Below are 24495 nucleotides of genomic sequence, written 5' to 3' on the forward strand. Positions count from 1 at the left end.
ATGTACCGGACCACCGCACCGGTCTCCCGGCCGGGCGCGCCCGCCACCACCCTGGGCCTCGCCGGGGTGGTGCGCGCGGTCGGCGTGCCGGACGGACGACTGGACGACGAGTTCTCCCTGCGCCACTTCACCGACCTGACCGCGGGCCACGACGTGGCGCTGCGGCCGGACCTGCTGGCCGCCGGCACGACGTTCACCGCGCTCACCCGCGCGCTGCACGAGCAGTTGGAGCCGCTGGCCGGGCCGGTGGACGTGGCGATCATCGCGCACGCCACCCCGGATCTGGACTGCCGGTCGGCCGCCGCGACCTACCTGTCCGAGGCACTGCCGAACGGCCCGCTGTCGTTCTCGGTGTCCGACGTCGGCGTGTGCGCGCCGTTCGCCGCGATCCGGCTGGCCCGCGACTACGCCGCGCGGCACGGCTACCGGCGGGCGCTGGTGGTGATCGCCGACCAGGCCACGCTGCCCTACGACGTGGCGGACCGCCCGGCCGGCGACGCCGGCGTGGCGCTGCTGCTGGAAGCCGGCGCGACCCCGCTCGCGTTGGTGCACAGGACGGGCGTGGCCGGCCGCGACCTGCGCGCGGTGCTCGCGTCGGTGCTCCCCGAGTTCCTCACCGACGGTCCGACGACCGTGGTCGTGGGCTCGGGCGTCGACCCGGACGTGCTGCCCGACGGCATCGGGGCGGTGCGGTCCGCGCGGGCCGGCTACCCGTGCACGGCGCTGTGGGACGGCCTGGCCGACTCGCCGACCCGCGCGCTGCTGGTCGAGCACGACCCGGTGACCGGCGACCTCGGCGTGGCGTCGGTGGGTGGGACGCCGTGACCACGTTCGTCCGGGTGGGCGCGGACCAACTGGCGCGCTGCCACCGCGCCGCGCGGGAGGAGGGCCTGGCCCCGGCGCTGACCGTGCTGCGCGCGCTGGTGCTGCCCGGCCTGCTGCCCTGCGGGCCCGGCGGGCACGCCGTCGTGCCGCAGGAGGTCGCGGCGGGCGCGAACCGGGTGTGGCTGGACGGCGTGACGGTCGACCGCTCGGCCGACGAGGAGTCCACCGTGGACTCCATCGACCTGCCCGGCGGCACGGTCGTGCTGCTGCGGCACGGGATCGGCTCGCGCGGCGCGGACGTGCACGCCGAGCAGCGGGCGTCCTGGCAGCTGGGCCTGGTGTGGCTGCGGCTCGGGCTGTCCGAGGCGCTGCGCGAGACCTGCATGCGCTACCTGAACGGCCGGCGGACCGGCTCCACCACGCTGCTCCAGCAGCAGATGGTGAAGTCGACCGTCGCGGACGGGCTGATCGAGCACCTGGAGGTGCGCGCGGTGCTGACCGGCGTGGACGCGGGCGACCTGCCCGAGGTCATCCTGGCCCACCTGCACGCCCGGATCACCGCCGCCGACCGCTGGCTGGTGAACCTGCTGGGCGCGAGCGGCTACCTCACCGGTGGCCCCGGCCAGGCGGCGCACGTGTCCGAGCTGGTGGCGGAGGCCTACCTGCGGGCGGAGTCGTGACCGCCCTGGACGGCCGCCTGCTCGCCCTGCGCGACCAGATGCGCGAGTGGGGTGCGGACTTCCGCCGGCTCGGCCTGGCGCTGGACCGCGACCCGGAGCTGATCCGGCAGCACTTCGACCTGCCCGCCGTGCGCTACCTGTCGACGATGGGCATCCCGCCGGAGTACGGCAGCGTGCCCATCCCGATCGCCGGGAACCGGTTCTACGGCACGCAGGCGCTGGAGCGGGCCATCATCATGGAGGAGCTGGCCTGCGCCGACGTCGGCATGCTGGTCGCCTCGCCCGGACCGCTGCTGGCCGGCGTGCTGGTGGACCTGCTGGCCGACGACGCGCAGAAGGAGTGGTTCTACGGGCGGATGCTGGAAGCCCCGCTGTGGACGTTCTTCGCGCTGACCGAACCCGACCGGGGTTCCGACGCGGGCGCGCTGACGACCACCCTGACCCCGGTCGAGGGCGGCGGCGTGCTCTCCGGCGAGAAGCGGTACGTCGGCAACGCGTGCCGCGCGCAGCTCGGCGTGGTGTTCGCCCGGGTCGGCTCGGGTCCGCTGGGCATCAACGCGGTCCTGGTGGAGACGCCCGCGGAGGGGTTCAAGGCCGAGGCGCTGGACACGATCGGCCTGCGCGGCGCGCGGATCAGCGCGATCACGCTGGACGGCGTGCACGTGCCGGCGGAGCGGTTCGTCGGCCGCCACCTGTCCCCGTCGAGGCGGGGCATGTGGGCGTTCGTGCAGACGTTCAACCTGCTGCGGCCCGGTGTCGCGGCGATCGCGCTGGGCATCGCCCGCGCGGCGCACGAGTACGTGGCCGACAACCGGACGTCCCTGCGCCGCGACGAGCAGGACCGGCTGGACCTGCTGGGCCGCCGGATCGAGGCCGCCCGGTCCCTGGTGCACCTGGCGGCCCGCGCGGTCGACGCCCGGACCAGCGACGGGTACCTGGCGTCGGCGGCCAAGGCGCGGGCCGCCCAACTGGCGATGGAGGCGACCCGCGAGGCGTGCGGGTACTTCGGCGTCGGCGCCCGGTTCGACCACCCGGTGCTGGACAAGCTGGTGCGCGACGCGCGCGGCATGGAGTTCATCGAGGGCACGTCGAACATGCAGAAGCTCAACCTGTTCCAGGGCCTGTTCACCGGGAAGCTGGACCGCGACGACCCGTTCCGGGTGACCGTCGGGAACTAGGAGCTGTTCGGGGTTCGAAGCGGCACGGGCCGTGTCCGCGCAACGTGGACACGGCCCGTCCCCTCGGGCCAGGCGAACGCTCACCTCGTCCTGGGCAGGCGCAGGCGCATGAGGTCCTTGCCCACGACCACCTTCCCGTCGTACCCGCCCCGCCGTGCGCCGGCTGCCGCGCGTTGCTGCCAGCGGGCGTGCGACTGGAACTCCCCGATGTGGCTGAGCACCAGGGACGAAGCCTGCGACCGGCGTGCCACGGCACCGAGGTCGAGCACGTCGGTGTGGGTGGTGCGCATGTGTTCCACGAACTCGTCCCCGGCGCCGTGCTCGTGCCACCACTGCGGATCGCTCGCCTCGTGCACGAGGACGTCCGCCCCGTGGGCGAGCGTCGGGATGTTGGGCGTCAGCGCCGTGTCCCCGGAGAAGACCACGCTGCCGTGCTCGGTCTCGAACCGGTACGCCAGGCTCGGGAAGACCACGCCGTGCGACACCAGGATGGCCGTCACCTCGACGTCGTCGTTCCGCAGCACCGGGAACGGCCGCATGACCGGGGCCGTGTCGCCGATCGGGGACGCGCCGACGTCGGGCAGCGCGACCTCGTGCACGCGCAGGACGCGGGTCGGGTCGAACCCGATCCGCTCGGCGAGGAAGGTGTTGGCGGAGTAGGCGAACGCCTCGTGCGAGAGCCGCGTCAGGTCGGCGAGCCCCGGCGTCGGGCGGTGCGGGGCGACCCAGTCCACGCCGGGCACGGCGGGCAGCGCGCCGGCGCTGGGCGGGCCGTGGACGTCGATCTCCGGTACCCGGCCGGTCCGGGCCCGGATCAGCGGAGCCAGGAACGTGGCGAAGGTGAAGTAGTCGGCGATGTGGTCGGCGTGCAGGTGGGTGATGAAGATGCCCTTGAGCCGTTCCGGGGCCAGGCCGGCGCGCACGTACTGCGACACCGCGCCGAGACCGCAGTCGATGATGTAGACGTTGCCCCGGACGACGAGCGCACTGGCGATGCCGAACCGCTCGACGCCCGGCGACGGCCCGGCCGCCGTCCCCAGCAGGACCAGCTCGGTCCCGTCGGTGGCCGGTGGGGATGCGGCAGCGACGCCGGGGCTTGCCGCGCCGAGCGCGGTGACGCCGGCCGCGAGCGCGGTCGAGCGCAAGATCGTCCGCCGGTCGACCGGACTCGACAAGAGCGCGTGTTCACTGTTCATGGGGCGGTTCCTCTCCCGGGTCGGTGTGACGTTCGGGTTGGGTGGCCGGCCGCGCGGCTCACGGTGAACCGACCGCGACTGCGTTGCCAGGTCGCGGTAGGTCGGGGCTGCGCGGTGCGAACGAGGTCGATCCTCGCTCGCACCCCGTCGTGCTCGCGTCGGTGGAAGTCGCCTACCTCGGACGTCACCACCGTTGCTGCCTGTCGGGTCAGGCCGGGCCGTCCGCCGAAGTGGAGCAAGCGGCGGTTGATCAACGGCGTCCGGCGGCGGGTGCGCGTGGGTGGCCCCGTGACGTTCCGCCCGACTACGGACCCTGGCAGACCGTGTACGGGTTGTTCCGGCGCTGGCAGCGGGCCGGGGTCTGGCGGCGGATGCTGACTGTGTTGCAGGCCCGCGCGGACGCCGACGGGTCGATCGTGTGGGACCGAGCCCGACCACCACGGGCCGGGGCGGTCGCGGGGCGACTCCCCGCAGTTCGTGCCGGTGATCGAGGGCATCCGGGTGCCGCGTCCGGACGGCGGCGGGCACGCACCCGACCGGACCGGGTCCTGGCCGACGCCAGCCCACGCTCTCGACGTTGGCGGCGAGCTTGAGGCACAGGTGTCGCAGGAGCGCCGGCTCGTCCGCGTCGAACCCGCGGAACAGCGCGCCCATCGCGACCTCGGAGGGCCGGCGGAAGGCCGCCACCCAGTGCTCACCGGGCGGCGTGATCTTCGCGCGCACCGACCGGCGGTCGGTCTCGTGCGGCTGTCGGGTCGCGAGGCCGTCGCGTTCGAGGGTGTCCAGCAGCCCGGTCGCGTTGCGCGGGCTGACCACGGCGGAGGCGGCGAGGTCGCCGATCGCGATGCCGTCGGCACCGGCCACGCTGAGCCGGACGAGCAGGTCGAGGGCACCGGAACTCAGGCCGCCCCGACTGTCGGAACCCTTGGCGCGCAGGCGTTCCACGGCGTCGGCCGCGGTGCGGACGGCGACGGCGGACTCGAAGGACGTGAGAAGGCCCCGCCGGGTGAGGGGAACCCGGCGGGGCCTGTCTCAGGGGTACTGCCTGGCGAACGTGCCGGCCGGCGGAAGTGCTGCCCAGCCGGTGTGGATCACTTGCCGTGCAGCTGCTTGAGGTACTCGTGGGTGGTGGGCAGCGTCGCCATGAGTTCCTTCTGCTTCTGCTTGATCTCCGCGAACACCGCGTCGGCGGAGTCCAGCACGTCCGGCCGCGCCGCGAGGGCGGGCAGGGTGTGGTCGGGCAGGTAGTCCAGCCCGGCGAAGATGCAGTAGTAGTTCGAGTTGTTCCAGAAGTTGCGGAACTCCGCGTCGAAGCTGGAGTAGTAGGTCGACTCGTCGGTGATCGGCATGTTCACCGCCAGGCCCGCCTTGTACATGCGGACCTTCTCCTGGAAGTCGTCCGCCAGCTTCAGCTCCTTGCACGCCTGCCAGAACGCCGTGTCGTTGCGCGGGGCGAAGCTGAAGTGACCCTGCACGAAGTCCCGGGAGTCGTCGAACATCGTCTCGATCTCCGCGTTGAAGCGGTCCTGCAGGATCGAGTCGAAGTTCTTGTCCGGGAAGTGCTTCGCCAGCTGGTACAGCGCCGCGTAGACGAAGTAGATGCCGGTCGACTCCAGCGGCTCCAGGAAGCAGGACGCCAGGCCGATCGAGACCACGTTCTTGACCCAGGTGCGCCGGTTGCGGCCGACCCGGAACTTGATGTGGTTGAGCGGCTGGGTCTCGGGGTCGACGCCCCACATGTTGCAGAACTCCAGCGTGGCGTCGTCGCGCGTCTGGAACCGGGAGGAGAACACGTAGCCGGTGCCGAAGCGGCCCAGCATCGGGATCTTCCAGGACCAGCCCGACGACATCGCGATCGAGCCGGTGTAGGGCTCGACGCCCTCGGCGTCGTCGTCGTGCGGGATCTGGGTGGCGACCGCGCTGTCGTTGAGCAGGTGGTCGCTCATGTCCAGGAACGGCTCCTTCATGGCCTGGTTGATCAGCAGGCCGCGGAACCCGGAGCAGTCGATGAACAGGTCGCCGTCGATCGTGCGGCCCTGCTCGGTCCTGAGCGCGGACACGTGGCCGCGCTGGTCGATGACCGCCTCGGTCATCTTGTCCTCGATGTGGACCGCGCCCTGCTTCGTGGTGGCGAAGCGCCGGAGGAAGTCGGCGACCAGGTTCGCGTCGAAGTGCCACGCGTAGTTGGTCCACTTGGTGCCGTCCAGGAACCGGGGCGACAGCTTCTGGTCCATGATCGGGGGCTCGCGGTAGCACGCGTAGTCGAACGGCTCGTCGGTCTGACCGCTGAGCTTCTTGTGCGTCCAGTAGTGCGACAGCGGCTGGTTCTCGTGGTTCGGCAGCAGGCCGAACAGGTGGTAGTAGTGGTCGACCGAGTCACCGTGCGGGCGCGCGGTCGCCTCGCCGCGGCCGGGCGTGCGCCAGTTGGTGAACTTGATGCCCATCTTGAAGCTGGCGTTGCACTCCCGCATCCAGTCCTCCTCGGCGATGCCGAGGAAGTCGAAGAAGGTCTTGTGCAGGTTCGGCACGGTGGCCTCGCCGACGCCGATCTTGGGGATCGCCGGCGCCTCCAGCACGGTGATGTTCACGCCCGGACCCAGCGCCTTGCCCAGGTACGCCGCGGCCATCCAGCCCGCGGTGCCGCCACCGAGCACGACGACTTTCTTGATCCTGCGATCTTCCATGTGGAAATGTCCTCCCGTCATGATCACGACAAAGGCCGCGGAACGACGTTCGCCGCTCACCGCGCGAGTGTCGCCAGTGTTCGAGGGCAGAAGCCCGGATAAATTCGCTCGAATCGGCTGGAACGGAACCCTAGACACGGCTCGTCGGGCCTGTCAATGTTCCGCCACGGTTTCGACGCGGTGGTCGGCCGGAGTTTCTATATATTTTCTCTACCGACCTGCCGAGCGTGCCTCACCTTCGGCGAATCCGCTGGTGGTGGGCGCTTTGCCGGGACTTGCGGTACGCCGTCAGCCCGGTGTCAGCGGCTCGTCAGTCGCGTTCGCCAGCATCTTCTCCGGGACCGTCACCCGATCGGGTCGACGGCTGTCTAGTGAAGGGACATGGACGTGACTCCTGCCTTCGCAGTGATTTCCGGTGCGCAGGTTCACCAGGTTTTGCAGGGTCGGGAGAAGCACGTTCTCGAACTGATCGAGGCGGCCTACCGGGTGCACGGCGAGGGCGACACGGTCAATCCGCCGTCCTATTTCCTGCGGTTCCCGGAGGACCCGGCGTCGCGGATCATCGCGCTGCCCGCCTCGGTCGGCGGCGAGATCGGCGTGCACGGCGTGAAGTGGATCTCCAGCTTCCCCGCGAACGTCGCCGAGGGCCTGCCCCGCGCGTCCGCCGTGCTGATCCTCAACGACCAGCGCACCGGCTACCCGATCGCCTGCCTGGAGAGCTCCATCGTCAGCGCGGTCCGCACCGCCGCCTCCGCCGCGCTGGCCGCCGACTGGCTCTCCCGCGACCGGGGCCGGCCGACCCGGGTCGGGTTCGTCGGCACCGGCCTGATCGCCCGCTACATCCACACCTACCTGCACACCACCGGCTGGTCGTTCGACGAGGTCGGCATCCACGACCTGAGCGCGGACTCCGCCCGCGGCTTCCAGTCCTACGTGGACGAGACCGCCGGTGGCACCACGAAGGTCCACGACACGGCGGAGAGCCTGGTCCGGGAGAGCGACCTGGTGGTGTTCGCGACCATCGCGGGCACCCCGCACGTCACCGACCCGGCCTGGTTCGAGCACAACCCGCTGGTGCTGCACGTGTCGCTGCGCGACCTGTCGCCCGAGGTGATCCTGGCCTCCACCAACGTGGTGGACGACGTGGAGCACTGCCTCAAGGCCAACACCTCGCCGCACCTGGCAGAGCAGGTCACCGGTAACCGCGACTTCCTGGCCGGCACCTTGTACGACGTGATGACCGGCGCGGTCCGGCCCCCGGCCGACAAGCCGCTGGTGTTCTCGCCGTTCGGCCTGGGCGTCCTCGACCTGGCGGTCGGCAAGCACGTCTACGACGAGGTGTCGCGGGCGGGCGACCTCGCCGTCGTGGACGACTTCTTCTACGACCTTCACCGCTACGGCAAGCGTTGAGCCGCCTGACCGTGGACCTCGCCTAGGAGTCGGCTCATGCCAGTGATATCCACGCCCCAGGAGTTCAACGTGGACGACCTCTACGTCGACCTCCGGCGGCTCACGGGCCACCCGCTGTACCTCAAGTGCGAAGGGTTCAACTTCGCGGGCTCCATCAAGCTCAAGGCCGCCAACGAGATGGTGTCCGCGGCGGTGCGCTCCGGCGCGCTGCACGCGGGCACCACGCTGGTGGAGAGCTCGTCGGGCAACCTCGGTGTGGCGCTGGCCCTGGTGGCGGCCAGTCGCGGGCTGAGGTTCCTGTGCGTCACCGACACCCGCTGCAACCTCTCGACCCGGCAGCTGATGACCGCGCTGGGCGCGGAGGTGCACGTGATCACCGAGCCGGACCCGCTCGACGGGTTCCTCGGCGCGCGCATCCGGTTCGTCCAGCAGGTGGTGGCGGACAACCCCGACCACCTGTGGCTCAACCAGTACGCCAACCCGGGCAACTCGGCGGCGCACTACCAGACCACCGGGCCGGAGATCCTCAAGAGCTTCCCCGACGTCGACGTGGTGTTCATCGGCGCGGGCAGCACCGGCACGCTGATGGGCTGCGCCCGCTACTTCCGGGACCACAAGCCGACCGTGCGGGTCGTCGCGGTCGACAGCATCGGCTCGGTCACCTTCGGCACGCCCGCGCAGCCCCGGATGCTGCCCGGCCTGGGCACCAGCGTGCGCCCGCCGCTGCTGGACGAGTCCTACGTGGACGAGGTGCTGCACGTCGCCGAGGCGGACACCGTCCGGTGGTGCCGGGCCCTGCTGCGCCAGGGCTTCCTGTTCGGCGGGTCGACCGGGACGGTGCTCTCCGGCGCGGCCGAGTGGCTGGCCCGGCAGGACGGCGACCTGACGGCGGTCGCGATCGCGCCCGACCTGGGCGAGCGCTACCTGGACACCGTCTACCACGACCAGTGGATCGCGGACATCTACGGCGCGGACCTGCTCGGTGAGCAGGCACCCGCGACGCTTGCGAGGAGAATGCCATGACCGACGCGTTGCCCCTTTCCGCCGGACAGGCCGAGATCTGGTTCGACGAGAAGCTCAACGGGCGCGGCGTCGCTTACAACTCGGCCGGCTACCTGGACATCCGCGGCCCGCTGGACGTCGCGGCGCTGATCGCGGCCGCGCGCGGCCTGGTCGACGAGGCCGAGTGCACGCGCACCCGCTACACCGAGGTCGACGGCGTGCCGGCGCAGGTCGTGACGCCGCTGGCGGAGCTGCCGCTGACCCGGCTGGAGCTGACCGCGGCCGAGGCGGCCGACTGGATGGCCGCGGACCTCGCCACGCCGTTCGCGCTGGACGAGTTCCCGCTGTTCCGGTTCGCCGTGGTCAGGGTCGCCGAGGACCGGCACTTCTTCTACATGCGCATCCACCACCTGCTGTGCGACGGGTACAGCCAGGTGGTGTTCTGGCGTCGGCTGGCCGAGCTGTACGGCGGGACCGGGGGCGACCCGATCCCGCCGTTGAGCGCGTTGCTCGACGGCGAGCACGCCTACCAGGACTCGCCCGCCGCCGCGAAGGACAAGGCGTTCTGGGCCACCCGGTTCGACACCGCGCCGGACCTGGTGAGCCTGTCCACCCGCACCTCCGGCGGCCCGGAGGTGCACGGCTTCCTGCGCCGCACCGGGGTGCTGCCCGCCGCCACCGCGCAGGCGCTGCGCGAGGTGGCCGGCCGCTCCGCCTCGACGTGGCCGGCCGTCGTGCTGTCCGCGGTCGCGGTGTACACCCAGCGCCTGACCGGCGTCGGCGACGTGCTGCTCACCCTGCCCGCGACCGCCCGGATGGGCGCGACGATGCGCGCGGTGCCCGGCATGGTCGCCAACTACCTGCCGCTGCGGGTCACCGTGCGGCCCGACGACTCCCGCGCCGACCTGCTGCGCCGCACCTCGCGCGAGCTGATGCGGGTGCTCAAGCACCAGCGCCACCGGGTCAGCCGGATCCGCCGCGCGATCGGCCTGTCCACCGACGACCGCCGGCCGTTCGGCCCGTTCGTCAACATCCTGCCGCAGCAGACCGCGTTCCGGCTCGGCGAGTGCTCGGTCGAGGTGAACAACCTGTCGACCGGTCTCATCGAGGACCTGATGCTGACCGTCGTGGACGCGCCGGACGGCGGCCTGGAGGTCCACCTCAACGGCAACCCCGAGCTGTACACCGCCGCCGAGGCCGAGGCCCACCTCGCCCGGTTCACCGCCTTCCTGGCGGCCTTCGCGCGCGCCGCCGACGACGAACCGCTGGCAGCGCTGGAAGTCCTCACCGCCGACGAGCGCGCCGAGTGGCTCGGCGCGACCATCGGCGACACCCGCCCCGACGCGTTCACCGACGTGGTCGAGCAGGTCCGGGCGTTCGCCGCCGAACGCCCCGACGCGATCGCCGTGGTGGAGGACGACTTCGACGTCACCTACGCGGCCCTCGTCGCGCGGGCGAGCGCGTTGTCCCGCAAGCTCCCGAGCGCCCTGGTCGGCGTGCTGGCCGCACCGGGTGCCGGGTTCGTCACCGCCGTGCTGGGCGCGCTCGGCGCGGGCGGCGCCTACGTGCCGCTGGACGTCCGCGCGCCGCTGGCCCGGACCGCCGAACTCGTGCGGGACAACGGGATCGACCTGCTCGTGGTCGACGCCGCGCACCGCCTGCTCGCCGTCGAGCTGGGCGTGGCGCACGTCGTGCTGGACGACGCCGAGGACGCCGAGCTCGCGCCCGCGCTGGGCGCGCCGGACGACCTGGCGTACGTGATCTTCACGTCGGGCTCGACCGGCAAGCCCAAGGGCGCCATGGTGCACCGCGCCGGCATGGTGAACCACCTGCTGGCCAAGGTCGAGGACCTGGGCCTCACCGACGCGGACAGCGTGGTGCAGAACGCGCCGCTGACGTTCGACATCTCGGTGTGGCAGATGCTCGCGCCGCTGGTCGCGGGCGGCCGGGTGCGGGTGGTCGGCCGGGACACCGCCGCCGACCCCGACCTGCTGTTCGGCCTGGTCGCCAACGAGCGCATCACCGTGCTGGAGGTCGTGCCGTCGCTGCTGCGCGCCGCCCTCGACGCGTGGGACATCACCGGCGCACGGCCGAAGCTGCCGTCGCTGCGCGAACTCGTGGTGACCGGCGAGGCGCTGCCCCCGGACCTGTGCCTGCGCTGGTTCGCGCGCTTCCCGACCGTGCCGCTGGTCAACGCCTACGGCCCGACGGAGTGCTCCGACGACGTGACGCACGCGTTCGTCACGGTCGACGACGCCACCGGGGCGCGCGTGCCGATCGGCCGTGCGATCCGCAACACCAACCTGTACGTGCTGGGTGACGACCTGGGCCCGGTGCCGACCGGCGTGCCCGGCGAGCTGTACGTGGGCGGCGCGGGCGTCGGCCGGGGCTACCTGGCCGACCCGAAGCGCACGTCCGCCACGTTCGTCGCCGACCCGTTCAACGGCGGCCGGATGTACCGCACCGGTGACCGCGTGGTGCGCCGCGAGGACGGCCAGTTGGAGTTCCTGGAGCGCCGCGACCACCAGGTGAAGGTGCGCGGCCACCGGATCGAGCTGGGCGAGGTCGAGGCGGCCCTGCGCGGCCTGCCCGAGGTGGCCGACGCGGCCGTGCAGGTCGTCGGTGACGGCGGTGCCAAGCGCCTGGTCGGCTACGTCGTGCTCAAGGGCCGGGTGGACCTGCGCGCCCGCTTGGCCGAGCTGCTGCCCGACTACCTGGTGCCCTCGGCGTTCGTCGAGCTGGACGCGCTGCCGCTGACCGCGCACGGCAAGGTCGACCGCAAGGCGCTGCCCGTGCCCGGACCGGCGGCCGCACCCGCCCGCGCGCCGCGCTCGCCCCGCGAACGCGTGCTGTGCGAGGTCATGGCCGAGGTGCTGGGCCTGCGCGACGTGGGCGTGGACGACGACTTCTTCACCCTCGGCGGCGACAGCATCAGCTCCATCCAGGTGGTCAGCCGGGCCCGCCGCGCCGGGGTGGTGTTCACCTCGCGCGAGGTGATGAAGCACCGCACGCCCGCCGCCATCGCCGTGATCGCCAAGGACGCCGTCGAGACGGCCGCGGTCGTGGACGACGGCGTGGGCGAGGTCGAGCTGACCCCGATCGCCCACCAGCTCCGCGAGGACCTGGTCGACCTCGCGCCGCGCACCCGCCAGTACAGCCAGTACGTGGTGCTGCACGTGCCGACCGGGCTGGACCTGGTCAAGCTCGCCGGCGCGCTCCAGCACGTGCTGGACCTGCACGACGCGCTGCGCACCCGGCTGACCGTGCCGCTGCCCGGCCTGTGGACGATGGAAACCCTGCCGGTGGGCGAGATCCGCGCCACCAAGCTGGTCCGCCGGGTGCCGCTGGCCGAGGTGGGCGACGTGGACGAGGTCGTCGCCGAGGAGGTCGCGCGGGCCCGCGCCGGGCTCGCCCCGGAAGAGGGCCGCGTGCTCCAGGCGGTGCTCATCGACTCCGGCAGCACCGCGCGGCTCGTGCTGGTCGCGCACCACCTCGTGGTGGACGGCGTGTCGTGGCGGATCATCGTGCCCGACCTCGCCGACGCCGTCGCGGGTCGCCCGCTGCAGCCCGTGGGCACGTCCTACCGGCGCTGGGCCAAGGTGCTCGCCGAGCACGCCCGGTCCGCCGCACGCGTCACCGAACTCCCGCTGTGGGCCGCGCAGGCGCAGCCCGACCAGCCGCTGGGCACCCGGCCGCTGGACCCCGGGCGGGACACCTACGGCACCGCCCGGTCGCTGCGGCTGGTGCTGCCGACCGAGCAGACCGCCGCGCTGCTGACCACCGTGCCCGCCGCCTTCCACGCCGAGATCAACGACGTGCTGCTCGCGGGCCTGGCGATCGCGGTCGGCGACTGGCGGCGCAAGAAGCACGGCGTGACCGACCCGGCGGTGCTGGTCGAGGTCGAGGGCCACGGCCGCGAGCAGGTCGTGGACGACGTCGACCTGTCCCGCACGGTCGGCTGGTTCACCAGCGTGTTCCCGCTGCGGCTGGACCCGGGCGAGCTGGACCGCGCCGACCTGTGGGCGGCCGGCGGCAGCGCCGGCACGGCCATCAAGCGGGTCAAGGAGCAGTTGCGCGCGCTGCCCGACCGCGGCATCGGCTTCGGCCTGCTGCGCTACCTCAACCCGCAGACCGTCGGCGCGCTCGCCCGGTTCGGCCCGCCGCAGATCGGGTTCAACTACCTGGGCCGGTTCGCCGCGGGCGCGGCGGCGGGCGACTGGACGCTCGACGCCGGCTCCTCCGTGGTCGGCACCGGCGTCAGCCCGGACATGCCGCTGCGGCACGTCCTCGCGGTCACCCCGGTCACCGAGGACGGCCCCGGCGGGCCGAACCTGGTCGCGGACTGGCTGTGGGCCGACGGGCTGCTCTCCGACGGCGACGTCGCCGACATCGCCCGCACCTGGTTCCGGGCGCTGGAGGCGTTCGTCGAGCACGCCGCGCTGCCCGGCGCGGGCGGGCACAGCCCGTCGGACTTCGACCTGGTCGCGCTGACCGAGGGCGAGATCGCGGCGATCGAGCGCGAGACCGGCGCGGTGCAGGACGTGCTGCCGCTCTCGCCGCTGCAGAAGGGCCTGCTGTTCCAGGCCGAGTTCGACCGGGACGGTGCGGACGTCTACACCCTCCAGGTGGTCGTGGACGTCGAGGGCGCGCTCGACGTCGACGCGTTCCGGGCGGCCGCCGAGGCGTTGCTGCGCAGGCACCCGAACCTGCGCGCGTCGTTCCACTCGCGGCCGTCCGGCGACGCCGTGCAGGTGATCCCGGTCGGCGCCGCGCTGCCGTGGGAGGAGATCGACCTCACCGGCATGGACCCGGACGACCTGGCGCACGAGCTGCGCCGGCTCACCGACGAGGACTGGGTGCGCCGCTACGACATGGCCGACCCGCCGCTGGTCCGGTTCACCGTCGTGCGCACCGGGGCCGACCGGTTCCGGCTGATCTGGGCCGTGCACCACATCCTGGTCGACGGCTGGTCGATGCCGATCTTCGCGCGCGAGCTGTTCACGCTCACCGCGAACGGCGCCGACCTGAGCGCGCTGCCGCCGGTCCCGCCCTCGCGCGGCTACCTGGAGTGGCTGGCGCGCCAGGACGACGAGGCGTCCCGCGAGGCGTGGCGGACCGCACTGGCCGGCCTCGACGAGCCCAGCCGGATCGGCCCGGCCGAGCGGCCCCGGGTCACCGACTCGCCCGCCTCGATCACCGTCGACCTGCCCGCCGACTTCACCGCCGAGCTGTCCGGCTGGGCGCGCGAGCGCGGCCTGACCCTGAACACCGTCATGCAGGGCGCGTGGGCGATCCTGCTGGGCCGGCTGACCGGCCGCGACGACGTGGTGTTCGGCGCGGTGCACTCCGGCCGCCCGGTCGACCTGCCCGGCATGGAGTCCATGGTCGGCCTGTTCCTCAACACGCTGCCGGTGCGGGTCGCGCTGGACCCGACCGCGCGGGTCGCCGACCTGCTGGCCCGCGTGCAGGACGAGCAGTTCGACCTGGCCGCCCACCACCACCTCGGGCTGGCCGAGGTGCAGCAGGTGGCCGGGGTCGGCGAGCTGTTCGACACCGTGGTCAGCTTCCACAACTACCCGATGGACACCGACGGCCTGTCCGGGCTGATCCCGGGCGTCCGGCTGGTCGGCGCGGAGGGCCGGCTGGTCGCCGAGTACCCGTTCGCCCTGTCGGTCTACCCGGGCGAACAGCTCCGGCTGCTCGCGCAATACCGGGCAGACATCTTCGAGGAGCCCGCGATTCACTCGATCGTGGACCGCTTCACCCGGCTGCTGCGCACCCTCACCGGGCAGCCGGACGTCCGGGTGGCGCAGGTCGACCTGCTGGCCCCGGCCGAGCGGACCCGGATCCTGGACGACTGGGCCGGCCGGATCGCCGACCTCCCGCCGGTCGTGGTCACCGACCTGGTCGAGGCCCGGGTGGCCGACGCCCCGGACTCCGTCGCCGCCGTGTTCCAGGGCACGCCGCTGGCCTACGGCGAGCTCAACGCCCGCGCCAACCGGCTCGCCCGGCTGCTCGTCGCGCGCGGCACCGGGCCGGAGGCCATCGTCGCGCTGGCCATGCCGCGCTCGCTGGAGATGCTGGTCGCGGTGCTCGGCGTGCTCAAGGCGGGCGCGTCCTACCTGCCGATCGACGCCAAGTACCCGGCCGACCGGGTGGACTACATGGTGGCCGACGCGAAGCCGGCCGTGCTGCTGTCCACGGCGGAGGTCGCGGCGACCCTGAACGTCGACGTCGAAGTGCTGGCGATCGACGAGATCGACTTCTCCGGCTACCCCGACGGCGACCTGACCGACGAGCACCGGGTCGCGCCGCTGCGCCCGCACCACCCGGCGTACGTGATCTACACGTCCGGCTCGACCGGCAAGCCCAAGGGCGTCGTGGTCGACCACGCCGGGTTCGTCGCGATGGTGCTCAGCCTCAGCGACAAGTTCCAGGTCACCACCGACACCAAGGTGTTGCAGTTCGCCTCGTACAGCTTCGACGCCACGGTGTGGGAGATGGGCCTGGCGCTGTGCGGCGGCGGCACGGTCGTGGTCGCGGGCGAGGACGCGCGCGGCCCCGGCCAGGCGCTGATCGACCTCATCAACGACAACGGCGTGAACCTGGCCGCGCTGCCGCCGGTGGTGGCGGGCGGGCTGCCCGAGGGCACCGTGCTGCCCGACGACCTGACCATGGTGGTGGCGGGCGAGGCGTGCCCGCCGGAGATCGTGGCCCGCTGGTCGGCCACCCACCGGATGTTCAACGGCTACGGGCCCACCGAGTCGGTGCTGGCCTCGACCGTCGGCGGTCCGCTCGCGCCCGGCCCGAAGCCGCCGATCGGCGTGCCGACCGCCGCGCACCGGGTGTACGTGCTGGACTCGTTGCTGCACCCGGTCCCCGAGGGCGTGACCGGCGAGCTGTACGTCAGCGGCGGCCTGGCCCGCGGCTACCTCAACCGGCCCGGCCTGACCGCCGAGCGGTTCGTGGCCGACCCGTTCGGCGGGCCCGGCGACCGGATGTACCGCACCGGAGACCTGGTCAAGTGGCTGCCCGGCGGGCAGCTGGACTACCTGGGCCGCGCCGACGACCAGGTGCAGCTGCGCGGGTTCAGGATCGAGCTCGGCGAGATCGAGTCGGCCGCCCTGTCGCACCCGAACGTGGTGCTGGCGGCGGCGGTCGTCCGCGAGGACGAGGGCGAGGACCGCAAGCTGGTCGCCTACCTGGTCACCGACCAGGAGGGCACGGCGGTCCCGGCGGGCCTGCGGGAGAAGCTGGTCGAGGTGCTGCCGGAGTACATGGTGCCCTCGGCGCTGGTGGTGCTCGAAGAGCTGCCGCTGACCACGCAGGGCAAGCTGGACCGCAAGGCGCTGCCCGCCCCGGACTACGCCGGCCAGACCCGCGGCCGGGGCCCGCGCAACCCGGTCGAGGAGATCCTCTGCGGCGTCTTCGCCGACGTCCTGCAACTGCCGCAGGTCGGCATCGACGACGACTTCTTCACCCTCGGCGGGCACTCCCTGCTGGCCACCAAGGTGATCAGCCGGGCCCGCGCCGCGCTGGGCGTGGAGCTGCCGATCCGGGCGCTGTTCGAGGCCCGCACGGTCGCCGGCGTCGCGGAGCAGGTGGTCGGCGCGTCCGACGCCCGCCCGCCGCTGGTGCCCGCCGTGCGCGGCGAGCGCGTGCCGCTGTCGTTCGCGCAGACCAGGTTGTGGTTCCTGGACAAGTTCGAGGACGGCATCACCGGCACCTACAACGTGCCGATGGCCGTCCGGCTCAACGGCGACCTCGACGTGCCCGCGCTGCGCGGCGCGCTGCGGGACCTGGTGGCCCGCCACGAGGTCCTGCGCTCGGTGTTCCCGGACGTCGGCGGCGAGCCGTACCAGCGGGTGGTGGAGGTGCCGGCGGACTACCCGGCGCTGCCGCTGACCCGGCTGCCCGAGGCCGAGCTGCCGGCGGTGCTGACCGCCGAGGCCGACCGGGGCTTCGACCTCGCGGCCGAACCCGTGGTGCGGGCCCACCTCTACGGTGTCGCGCCCGCTGAACACGTGCTGCTGCTGGTGTTCCACCACATCGCGTTCGACGGCTGGTCCATCGCGCCGATGGTGGCCGACCTCGCCACCGCCTACCGGGCCCGCGTCGCCGGACGCCGGCCGGACTGGGTCCCGCTGGAGGTGCAGTACGCGGACTACGCGCTGTGGCAGCGGGAGCTGCTCGGCGACGAGCACGACCCGGAGAGCCTGCTGTCCCACCAGCTCGGGTACTGGACCAAGGCCCTGGCCGGGGTGCCGGAGGAGCTGGACCTGCCGACCGACTTCGCCCGCCCGGCGGTCGCCGAGTACACCGGCGACGAGCTGCGGTTCGAGGTCGACGCGGAGCTGTACCAGGCCGTGGTGACGCTGGCCCGCGACTCCGGGGCGAGCGTGTTCATGGTGTTCCAGGCGGCGTTGTCGGCCCTGCTGACCAAGCTCGGCGCGGGCACCGACATCCCGCTGGGCACGCCCACCGCCGGCCGCACCGACGACGAGCTGGCCGGCCTGATCGGCTTCTTCGTCAACACCCTGGTGCTGCGCACCGACACCGGCGGCGACCCGACCTTCCAGGAGCTGCTGCACCGGGTGCGCGACACCAACCTGGCCGCCTACCAGCACCAGGACGTGCCGTTCGAGCACCTGGTGGACAAGCTCAACCCGGAGCGGTCGCTGAACAAGCAGCCGCTGTTCCAGGTCATGCTCTCGTTGCAGACCAGCGACGACATCCCGCTGACGCTGCCCGGCCTGACCGGTCGGGTGGAGCCGGTGCGGTCGCAGCGGGCGAAGTTCGACTTCACCGTGCTGCTGGAGGAGCGCTACGCCGAGGGCGTGCCGGCCGGGATGCACGGCGTGCTGGAGTACAGCACCGAGCTGTTCACCGAGGCGTCCGCGCGGCGGCTGTCCCGCCGGCTGGTCGACTTCCTGCGGACCGTGGTGTCCGACCCGGCGGCCCGGCTGAGCCGGGTGGACGTGCTCGACGCCGACGAGCGGGACGCGGTCCTGCGGATCGGCACGGGTCCGGTCAGGCCGCAGGCGTACGAGGGCGTGGTGGAGCGGGTCCGGTCGCTCGCGCTGGCGAAGCCGGACGCCGTCGCCGTGGTGGACGACCAGGCGTCGGTCACCTACGCCGAACTCGTCGGGCGGGCCAGCGCGTTCTCCCGGCGGGTGCCCGGCGACGGGCTCACCGCCGTGCTGGCCGCGCCCGGGATCGGTTTCGTGACGGCGGTCCTGGGCGTGCTCGGCGCGGGCGGCGGGTACGTGCCGCTGGACGTGCAGGCGCCCGTGGCGCGGATCGCCGCGCTGCTCGCCGACAGCGGGGCCCGCGCGGTCGCGGTCGACGCGGCCCACCTGGACCTGGCGCGCGAGGTCGCGAACGGGATCGACGTCGTGCTGCTCGACGACGCCCTCGACACCGAGCTGGCCCCCGCGCTCGGCGAGCCGGACGACCTGGCGTACGTGATCTTCACGTCCGGCTCGACCGGCAAGCCCAAGGGCGCCATGGTGCACCGCCGCGGCATGGTGAACCACCTGTGGTGCAAGGTGGACGACCTCGAAGTGTCCGAAGTGGACACCATCGTGCACAACGCCCCGGTCACGTTCGACATCTCGGTGTGGCAGATGCTCACCGCGCTGATGGCGGGCGGCCGGGTCCGGGTCACCGGGCGGGACACCGCCGTGGACCCGAACGCCCTGTTCGCCACGGTCCCGGACGAGGGCGTGACGATCCTGGAGGTCGTCCCGTCGCTGCTGCGCGCCGCGCTCGACGCGTGGGACATCACCGAGGAGACGCCGGCGCTGCCCGGCCTGAAGTGGCTCGTGGTCACCGGCGAGGCGCTGCCGCCGGACCTGTGCCACCGCTGGTTCGCCCGCTACCCGGGCATCCCGCTGGTCAACGCCTACGGGCCCACGGAGTGCTCGGACGACGTGACGCACGCGCACATCCGGCTCGGCGACGAGCTCGGCGACGCCCGCGTCCCGATCGGCCGCCCCGTGCGCAACACCCGCCTGTACGTGCTGGGCGACGACCTGCGCCCGGTGCCCGCCGGCGTGCCCGGCGAGCTGTACGTGGGCGGCACGGGCGTCGGCCGGGGCTACCTGAACGACCGGGCCAAGACCTCGGTGACGTTCATGGCGGACCCGTACGGCGAGCCCGGCACGCGGATGTACCGCACCGGCGACCGGGTCGTGCTGCGGCCCGACGGCCAGTTGGAGTTCCTGGAGCGCCGCGACCACCAGGTGAAGATCCGGGGCCACCGGATCGAGCTGGGCGAGGTCGAGGCGGCGCTGCGGGCGGTGCCCGAGGTCGGTGACGCGGCGGTGTCCGTCGGCGGCGACCACGGCGGCCACAAGCGGCTGGTCGGCTACGTCGTGGCCGCGCCCGGCGGCACGCTGGACGCACAGGCCGTGCGGGACCGGCTCGGCGAGTCGCTGCCCGACTACATGGTCCCGGCGGCGATGGTCGTGCTCGACGCGCTCCCGCTGACCCCCAACGGGAAGGTCGACCGCAAGGCGCTGCCGGAGCCGGACCTGGCCACCACCCGCGGCCGCGGCCCGCGCACGCCGGTCGAGGAGATCCTGTGCGGCGTGTTCGCCGAGGTGCTGGGCTCGACCGAGATCGGCGTCGAGGACGACTTCTTCGACCTGGGCGGGCACTCGCTGCTGGCCACCCGGGTGGTCAGCCGGGTGCGCACGGTGCTGGACGTGGAACTGCCGGTCCGGGCGCTGTTCGAGGCCCGCACGGTGGCGGGCCTGGCGAAGCTGGTGGCGGGCGCGGACTCGGCCCGGCCCGCGCTGCGGCCGGTCGAACGCGCCGGGGACGAAGGTCTGCCGCTGTCGTTCGCCCAGCGCCGCCTGTGGTTCCTCAACAAGCTGGAGGAGGGCACCACCGGCACGTACAACATCCCGTTGGCGGTGCGGCTCAAGGGCGAGCTGGACGTCCCGGCCCTCACCGCCGCCGTGGACGACGTGGTGGCGCGCAACGAGATCCTGCGCACGGTGTTCCCGGACGTGGACGGCGTGCCGTACCAGCGGGTGCTGCCCGTGCACGGCTCGGCGCTGCGGATCGACAGCACCGACGACATCACGCGGACGTTGGCCGAGGAAGTCGACCGGGGCTTCGACCTGGCCACCGAACCCGCCCTGCGGGCCCGGCTCTACGCGGTCGACGAGCAGGAGCACGTGCTGCTGCTGGTGTTCCACCACATCGCGTTCGACGGCTGGTCCAGCGCCCCGCTGGGCCGTGACCTGGCCGCCGCGTACGCCGCCCGCCGCACCGGCAAGGCCCCCACGTGGGAGCCGCTGCCCGTGCAGTACGCGGACTACGCGGTGTGGCAGCGGGAGTGGCTCGGCAGCGAGACCGACCCGGGCAGCGTCCTGACCGCCCAGCTGGAGTACTGGACGCGGGCGTTGGCGGACCTGCCGGAGGAGCTGGACCTGCCGACCGACTTCGCCCGTGCCGCGGTCAGCGACCATGACGGCGACGTGCACCAGTTCGCCGTGCCGCCGGAGCTGCACGCCGGGCTCGTCGCGCTGGCGAGGGAGACCGGCGCGAGCGTGTTCATGCTCGTGCAGGCCGCGGTGTCCACCCTGCTGACCAAGCTCGGCGCGGGCACGGACATCCCGTTGGGCAGCCCGATCGCGGGCCGCACCGACGAGGCGCTGCACGACATGGTGGGCTTCTTCGTCAACACCTTGGTGCTGCGCACCGACACCGGCGGCGACCCGACCTTCCGGGAGCTGGTCCGCCGGGTGCGGGAGGCCGACCTGGCCGCCTACGCCCACCAGGACCTGCCGTTCGAGTACCTGGTGGAGGCGCTCAACCCGGACCGCTCGCTGTCCCGGCACCCGCTGTTCCAGGTGATGCTGGCCTTCCAGAACGACGACGAGGCGGCCGAGGCGCTGCCCGGCGTGCACGCCTCGATCGAGCCGATGAAGGCGAGCCGGTCGAAGTTCGACCTGACCTTCGACCTGGTGGAGCGGCAGCTCGACGGCGTGCCCGCGGGCATGGACGGCGTGCTGGCCTACCGCACCGACCTGTTCCGGGCGTCCACCGTGGACAGCATGGCCGAACGGCTGGTGCGCGTGCTGCACGCCGTCGTCGCCGACCCCGACGCGCCACTGAGCGACGTCGACGTGCTGGGGGAGCGGGAGCGGCAGCGGATTCTGGTCGAGTGGAACGACACCGCGCGGGAAGGTCGCGCGCTGCTGCCGGACCTGGTCGCCGACCGGACCCGGCAGAACCCCGGTGCGACCGCGCTGGTCGGGCCGGACGGCCGGTTCACCTACCGCCAGCTCGGCGCGCGGGCGAACCGGCTGGCCCGGGAGCTGATCCGGCTCGGCGCGGGTCCGGAGCGGGTCGTGGCGATCGCCGTGCCCCGGTCGGCGGACCTGGTCCTGGCGGCGCTCGCGGTGCTCAAGACCGGCGCGGCGTTCCGGCCGGTGGACCCGGCGAACCCGGTCGACGCCGGCGCGGCGCTCACCGTCACCACGGCGGACGTGGCCGGGCGGTTGTCCGGCGACCTGCTGGTGCTCGACTCGCCGGAGGTGGACAAGGTCCTGCGCGCCCGGGGCGGCGCGGCGGAGCTGACCGACAAGGACCGGATCGCGCCGCTGCGGCCCGAGCACCCGGCCTACGTCGACGGCTCGTCCGGCGAGCCGGGCCTGGTGCTCACCCACCGGGCGCTGCGCGACCTGGTGGCGGACCTGCGGCTGCGGCTGGCGATGAGCCGGGACGACCGGCTGCTGGTGACCGGCTTCGCCCTGGAGCTGTTCGTGCCGCTGGTGTCCGGGGCGACGCTGGTCGTGGCCGACGGGGACGCCCTGCGCGACCCGGCGGCGCTGGGCGCGCGGCTGCTCGACAGCCGGACGACCGTCATGCGGGCCGTGCCGGAGCTGTGGCAGGCCTTGGTCGACGCCGCACCGGACGCGTTGCGCCGGCTGCGGGTCGTGCTGGCCGGCGAGGCGAGCGCGTCGCTGGTCGAGTCCCTGCACGCGCTCACCCCCGACGTGCGCACGACTCCGTCCGAAGTGGAGGGTGGTGGGCCGGTCGACACCAAGGTCTACGTGCTCGACCACGCGTTGCGGCCGGTGCCGCCGGGCGTGCCGGGCGAGCTGTACCTCGGTGGCTCCGCGCGGGGCTCGGACCGCACCGCGGACCGGTACCTGGCCGACCCGTTCGGCGCGGCGGGCGACCGGCTCTTGCGCACCGGCGACGTGGTGCGCTGGGACGGTGCCGGCGAGGTCGAGTTCCTGGGCCGGCGCGACCACCAGGTGAAGGTGCGCGGGTTCCGGGTCGAACCGGGTGAGGTCGAGGCCGCGCTGCGGGCCGTCCCGGGCATCTCCGACGCGGTCGTCGTGGCCGCCGCCGGGCGCCTGGTCGGCTACCTGGTCGGCGCGGACGTGCCGGAGCCGGCCGTCGTGCGGCGCAGGCTCGGCGAATCGCTGCCCGACCACATGGTGCCGTCGGCGCTGGTCACCCTGGACGCCTTCCCGCTCGACGCCGACGGGAAGCTGGACCGGGCGGCGCTGCCCGCGCCCGACTCCGCCGACCGCGCGCCGTCCCGCGAGCCGCGCACCGCCGCCGAACGGCTGCTGTGCGACGTGTTCGCCGACGTGCTGGGCCTGCCCGAGGTCCGGGTGGACGACGACTTCTTCGAGCTGGGCGGGCACTCGCTGCTCGCCACGGGCGTGGTCAGCCGGGCCCGCAAGGCCGGGCTGCGCTTCGCCATCGCCGACGTCTTCGTGCACAAGACCGCCGAGGGCCTGGCGGGCGTGGCCGAGGAGCTGGAGGCCCCGGCGGCGGGCGCGTCCGCGGTCGCCCGGGTGTTCGACGAGGTGCGGGCGCTGGAGAGCGGCGACGACCCGCTGGACCCGTTCGCCGTGGTCCTGCCGATCCGGCCGGACGGGGCGAAGCCGCCGCTGTTCGTGCTGCACAGCGGCCTCGGGTCGAGCCTGCCCTACGTGGGGCTGGCCCGCGCGATCGACCCGGACGTGCCGATCTACGGCATCCAGTCGCCCAGCGTCGGGCAGCTGGCCCCGCTCCCGGACAGCATCGGCGCGGTCGCCGAGGAGTACCTCGGCTACCTCCGGCGGGTCCAACCCGAAGGGCCCTACCACCTGCTGGGGTGGTCGTTCGGCGGCGTGCTGGCGCACGAACTGGCCGTGCGGCTGCAACGCGACGGCGAGCGGGTGGCGCTGGTCGCGAACCTCGACGGCTACCCGCACAAGGCCGGCACCGAGGACGAGGACCTCAGCGACAACGAGTTGTTGCTGCGTGTCATGGAGGTCATCGGGCACGACCGCGCCGAGTTCACCGGCCGCGAGCTCAAGCCCGGCGACGTGGTCGAGGTGCTGCGCCGCGACCGGCACCCGCTGGCCGAGCTGGGCGAGCAGCGGCTGCTGGCCATGCTGTCCGTGGTGCGCAACCACGGCCGGATCATGGAGACCTTCGCGCCGGGCAGGTTCGACGGCGACCTGGTGCTGTTCTCCGCGGTGGAGGACCGCTCGGAGGCCGAGGTCGGGGAACTGGCCGACTCGTGGGCGGCGCACGTCACCGGCGAGGTCCGCACGCACCGCGTGCCGTGCGGGCACGAGTACATGATGCACCCCGAGCCGCAGGCGCTGATCGGCGCCGCGGTCGCGGAAGAGCTCCGCCGGGTGCAGGGCAACCACATCGGGGAGGCACGACCGTGACCACGCTGGACGTCCCGACCGCGCAGACACCGCTCGCGCCGGTCACCGAGGTGCTCGCCATCGCGGGCCGGCGGATGCGGCGGCTGCGCCGCAACCCCGGCCGGCTGGTCGGCATCACGCTCAACCCGCTGATCACGATGATCGCGCTGGGGTACCTGTTCTCCAACGCGATCCAGATCCCGGGCAGCAACAACTACATCGAGTTCATCTTCGCCGGCGTGGTGATGCAGGTCGGTCTGGCCAGCGTCGGCCCGACCGCGATCGCGGTGGCGCTGGACGTGCAGGGCGGCCTGGTGGACCGGTTCCGGTCGCTGCCGATCACCCGCTCCGCGGTGCTGATCGGGCACACCCTGGCGGACCTCGCGATCAGCCTGATCGGCCTGGCCATCGTGGTCGCGTTCGGCGTGCTGTTCGGGTGGCGGTCGCACACCGGGATCCTGCCGACGCTCGCCGGGTTCGCGCTCGTGGCGGTCTTCATCTTCACCGTCCTGTGGGTCGGCGTGCTGCTGGGCATGGCGTCGAAGAACCTGGAGACCATCGAGTCCGTCGGCGGCCTGGTCGCGGTCGTGTTCTCCTTCCTGTCCAACGGTTTCCTCTCGGTGGACAAGCTGCCCGGCTGGATCCAGCCGATCGCCCAGTACAACCCGGTCAGCTCGGTGATCTCGGCCTGCCGGGAGCTGTGGGGCAACCAGGCGGCCGGCCCGGCGAACCCGGTCGGCGGGAACAACTACCTGATGATCATCGTGTCGCTGGGGGTGCTGTTCCTGGTCACCTCCTACCTCAGCGTCCGCCGCTACCGCAACGCCTGACCCCGAAGGACG

The 24495-nt window shown here is 73.1% G+C and carries 10 protein-coding genes and 1 pseudogene; 8 read left to right on the plus strand and 3 right to left on the minus strand.

The features are described from left to right. Genes BN6_RS15765 through BN6_RS15775 form a run of 3 tightly spaced genes read left to right on the plus strand, consistent with a single transcriptional unit; the run spans position 1 to position 2683 of the window. Positions 1-825, plus strand: a complete 825-nt coding sequence (locus BN6_RS15765) for a beta-ketoacyl-[acyl-carrier-protein] synthase family protein (RefSeq protein WP_015100656.1) — start codon at positions 1-3, stop codon at positions 823-825. After that, positions 822-1505 (plus strand): hypothetical protein, encoded by a 684-nt coding sequence (locus BN6_RS15770; protein WP_015100657.1) that lies wholly within the window; start codon positions 822-824, stop codon positions 1503-1505. The genes BN6_RS15765 and BN6_RS15770 overlap by 4 nt, the downstream gene beginning before the upstream one ends. After that, positions 1502-2683 (plus strand): acyl-CoA dehydrogenase family protein, encoded by a 1182-nt coding sequence (locus BN6_RS15775; protein WP_015100658.1) that lies wholly within the window; start codon positions 1502-1504, stop codon positions 2681-2683. The genes BN6_RS15770 and BN6_RS15775 overlap by 4 nt, the downstream gene beginning before the upstream one ends. 80 nt (positions 2684-2763) lie before the next feature. Here the strand turns inward: BN6_RS15775 and BN6_RS45655 are convergent, their stop codons facing one another. After that, entirely contained in the window at positions 2764-3879 is a 1116-nt protein-coding gene (locus tag BN6_RS45655; RefSeq protein WP_015100659.1) for an MBL fold metallo-hydrolase, read from the minus strand. Positions 3880-4202: 323 nt separating this feature from the next. Here BN6_RS45655 and BN6_RS45660 point away from each other — a divergent pair, with 323 nt between their 5' ends. After that, complete coding sequence (locus BN6_RS45660) at positions 4203-4472, plus strand: hypothetical protein (RefSeq protein ID WP_231905402.1); 270 nt, start codon at positions 4203-4205, stop codon at positions 4470-4472. Positions 4473-4611: 139 nt separating this feature from the next. Here the strand turns inward: BN6_RS45660 and BN6_RS49600 are convergent. Beyond that, positions 4612-4824, minus strand: a pseudogene (locus tag BN6_RS49600) (MarR family transcriptional regulator); the annotation flags it as partial. Between the two features lie 146 nt (positions 4825-4970). Then, a complete protein-coding gene (locus tag BN6_RS15785; protein WP_015100660.1) occupies positions 4971-6563 on the minus strand; it encodes a tryptophan halogenase family protein in 1593 nt (530 codons plus the stop codon). A 381-nt stretch (positions 6564-6944) separates the two neighbouring features. On the opposite strand from BN6_RS15785, the gene sbnB reads away from it, so the two are divergent. The 4 genes from sbnB to BN6_RS15805 are packed head-to-tail and all read left to right on the plus strand — an operon-like array spanning position 6945 to position 24483. Beyond that, positions 6945-7973, plus strand: coding sequence for a 2,3-diaminopropionate biosynthesis protein SbnB (gene sbnB / locus BN6_RS15790; RefSeq protein WP_041312892.1), 1029 nt, complete (start codon positions 6945-6947; stop codon positions 7971-7973). A gap of 36 nt (positions 7974-8009) precedes the next feature. Further along, positions 8010-8996 (plus strand): 2,3-diaminopropionate biosynthesis protein SbnA, encoded by a 987-nt coding sequence (sbnA, locus tag BN6_RS15795; RefSeq protein WP_015100662.1) that lies wholly within the window; start codon positions 8010-8012, stop codon positions 8994-8996. Then, positions 8993-23674 (plus strand): non-ribosomal peptide synthetase, encoded by a 14682-nt coding sequence (locus BN6_RS15800; RefSeq protein WP_015100663.1) that lies wholly within the window; start codon positions 8993-8995, stop codon positions 23672-23674. Before sbnA ends, BN6_RS15800 begins: the two co-directional genes overlap by 4 nt. Beyond that, positions 23671-24483, plus strand: a complete 813-nt coding sequence (locus BN6_RS15805) for an ABC transporter permease (protein ID WP_015100664.1) — start codon at positions 23671-23673, stop codon at positions 24481-24483. Before BN6_RS15800 ends, BN6_RS15805 begins: the two co-directional genes overlap by 4 nt. Positions 24484-24495 lie beyond the last annotated feature (12 nt).

The organism is Saccharothrix espanaensis DSM 44229, from assembly GCF_000328705.1.
GTDB lineage: Bacteria > Actinomycetota > Actinomycetes > Mycobacteriales > Pseudonocardiaceae > Actinosynnema > Actinosynnema espanaense.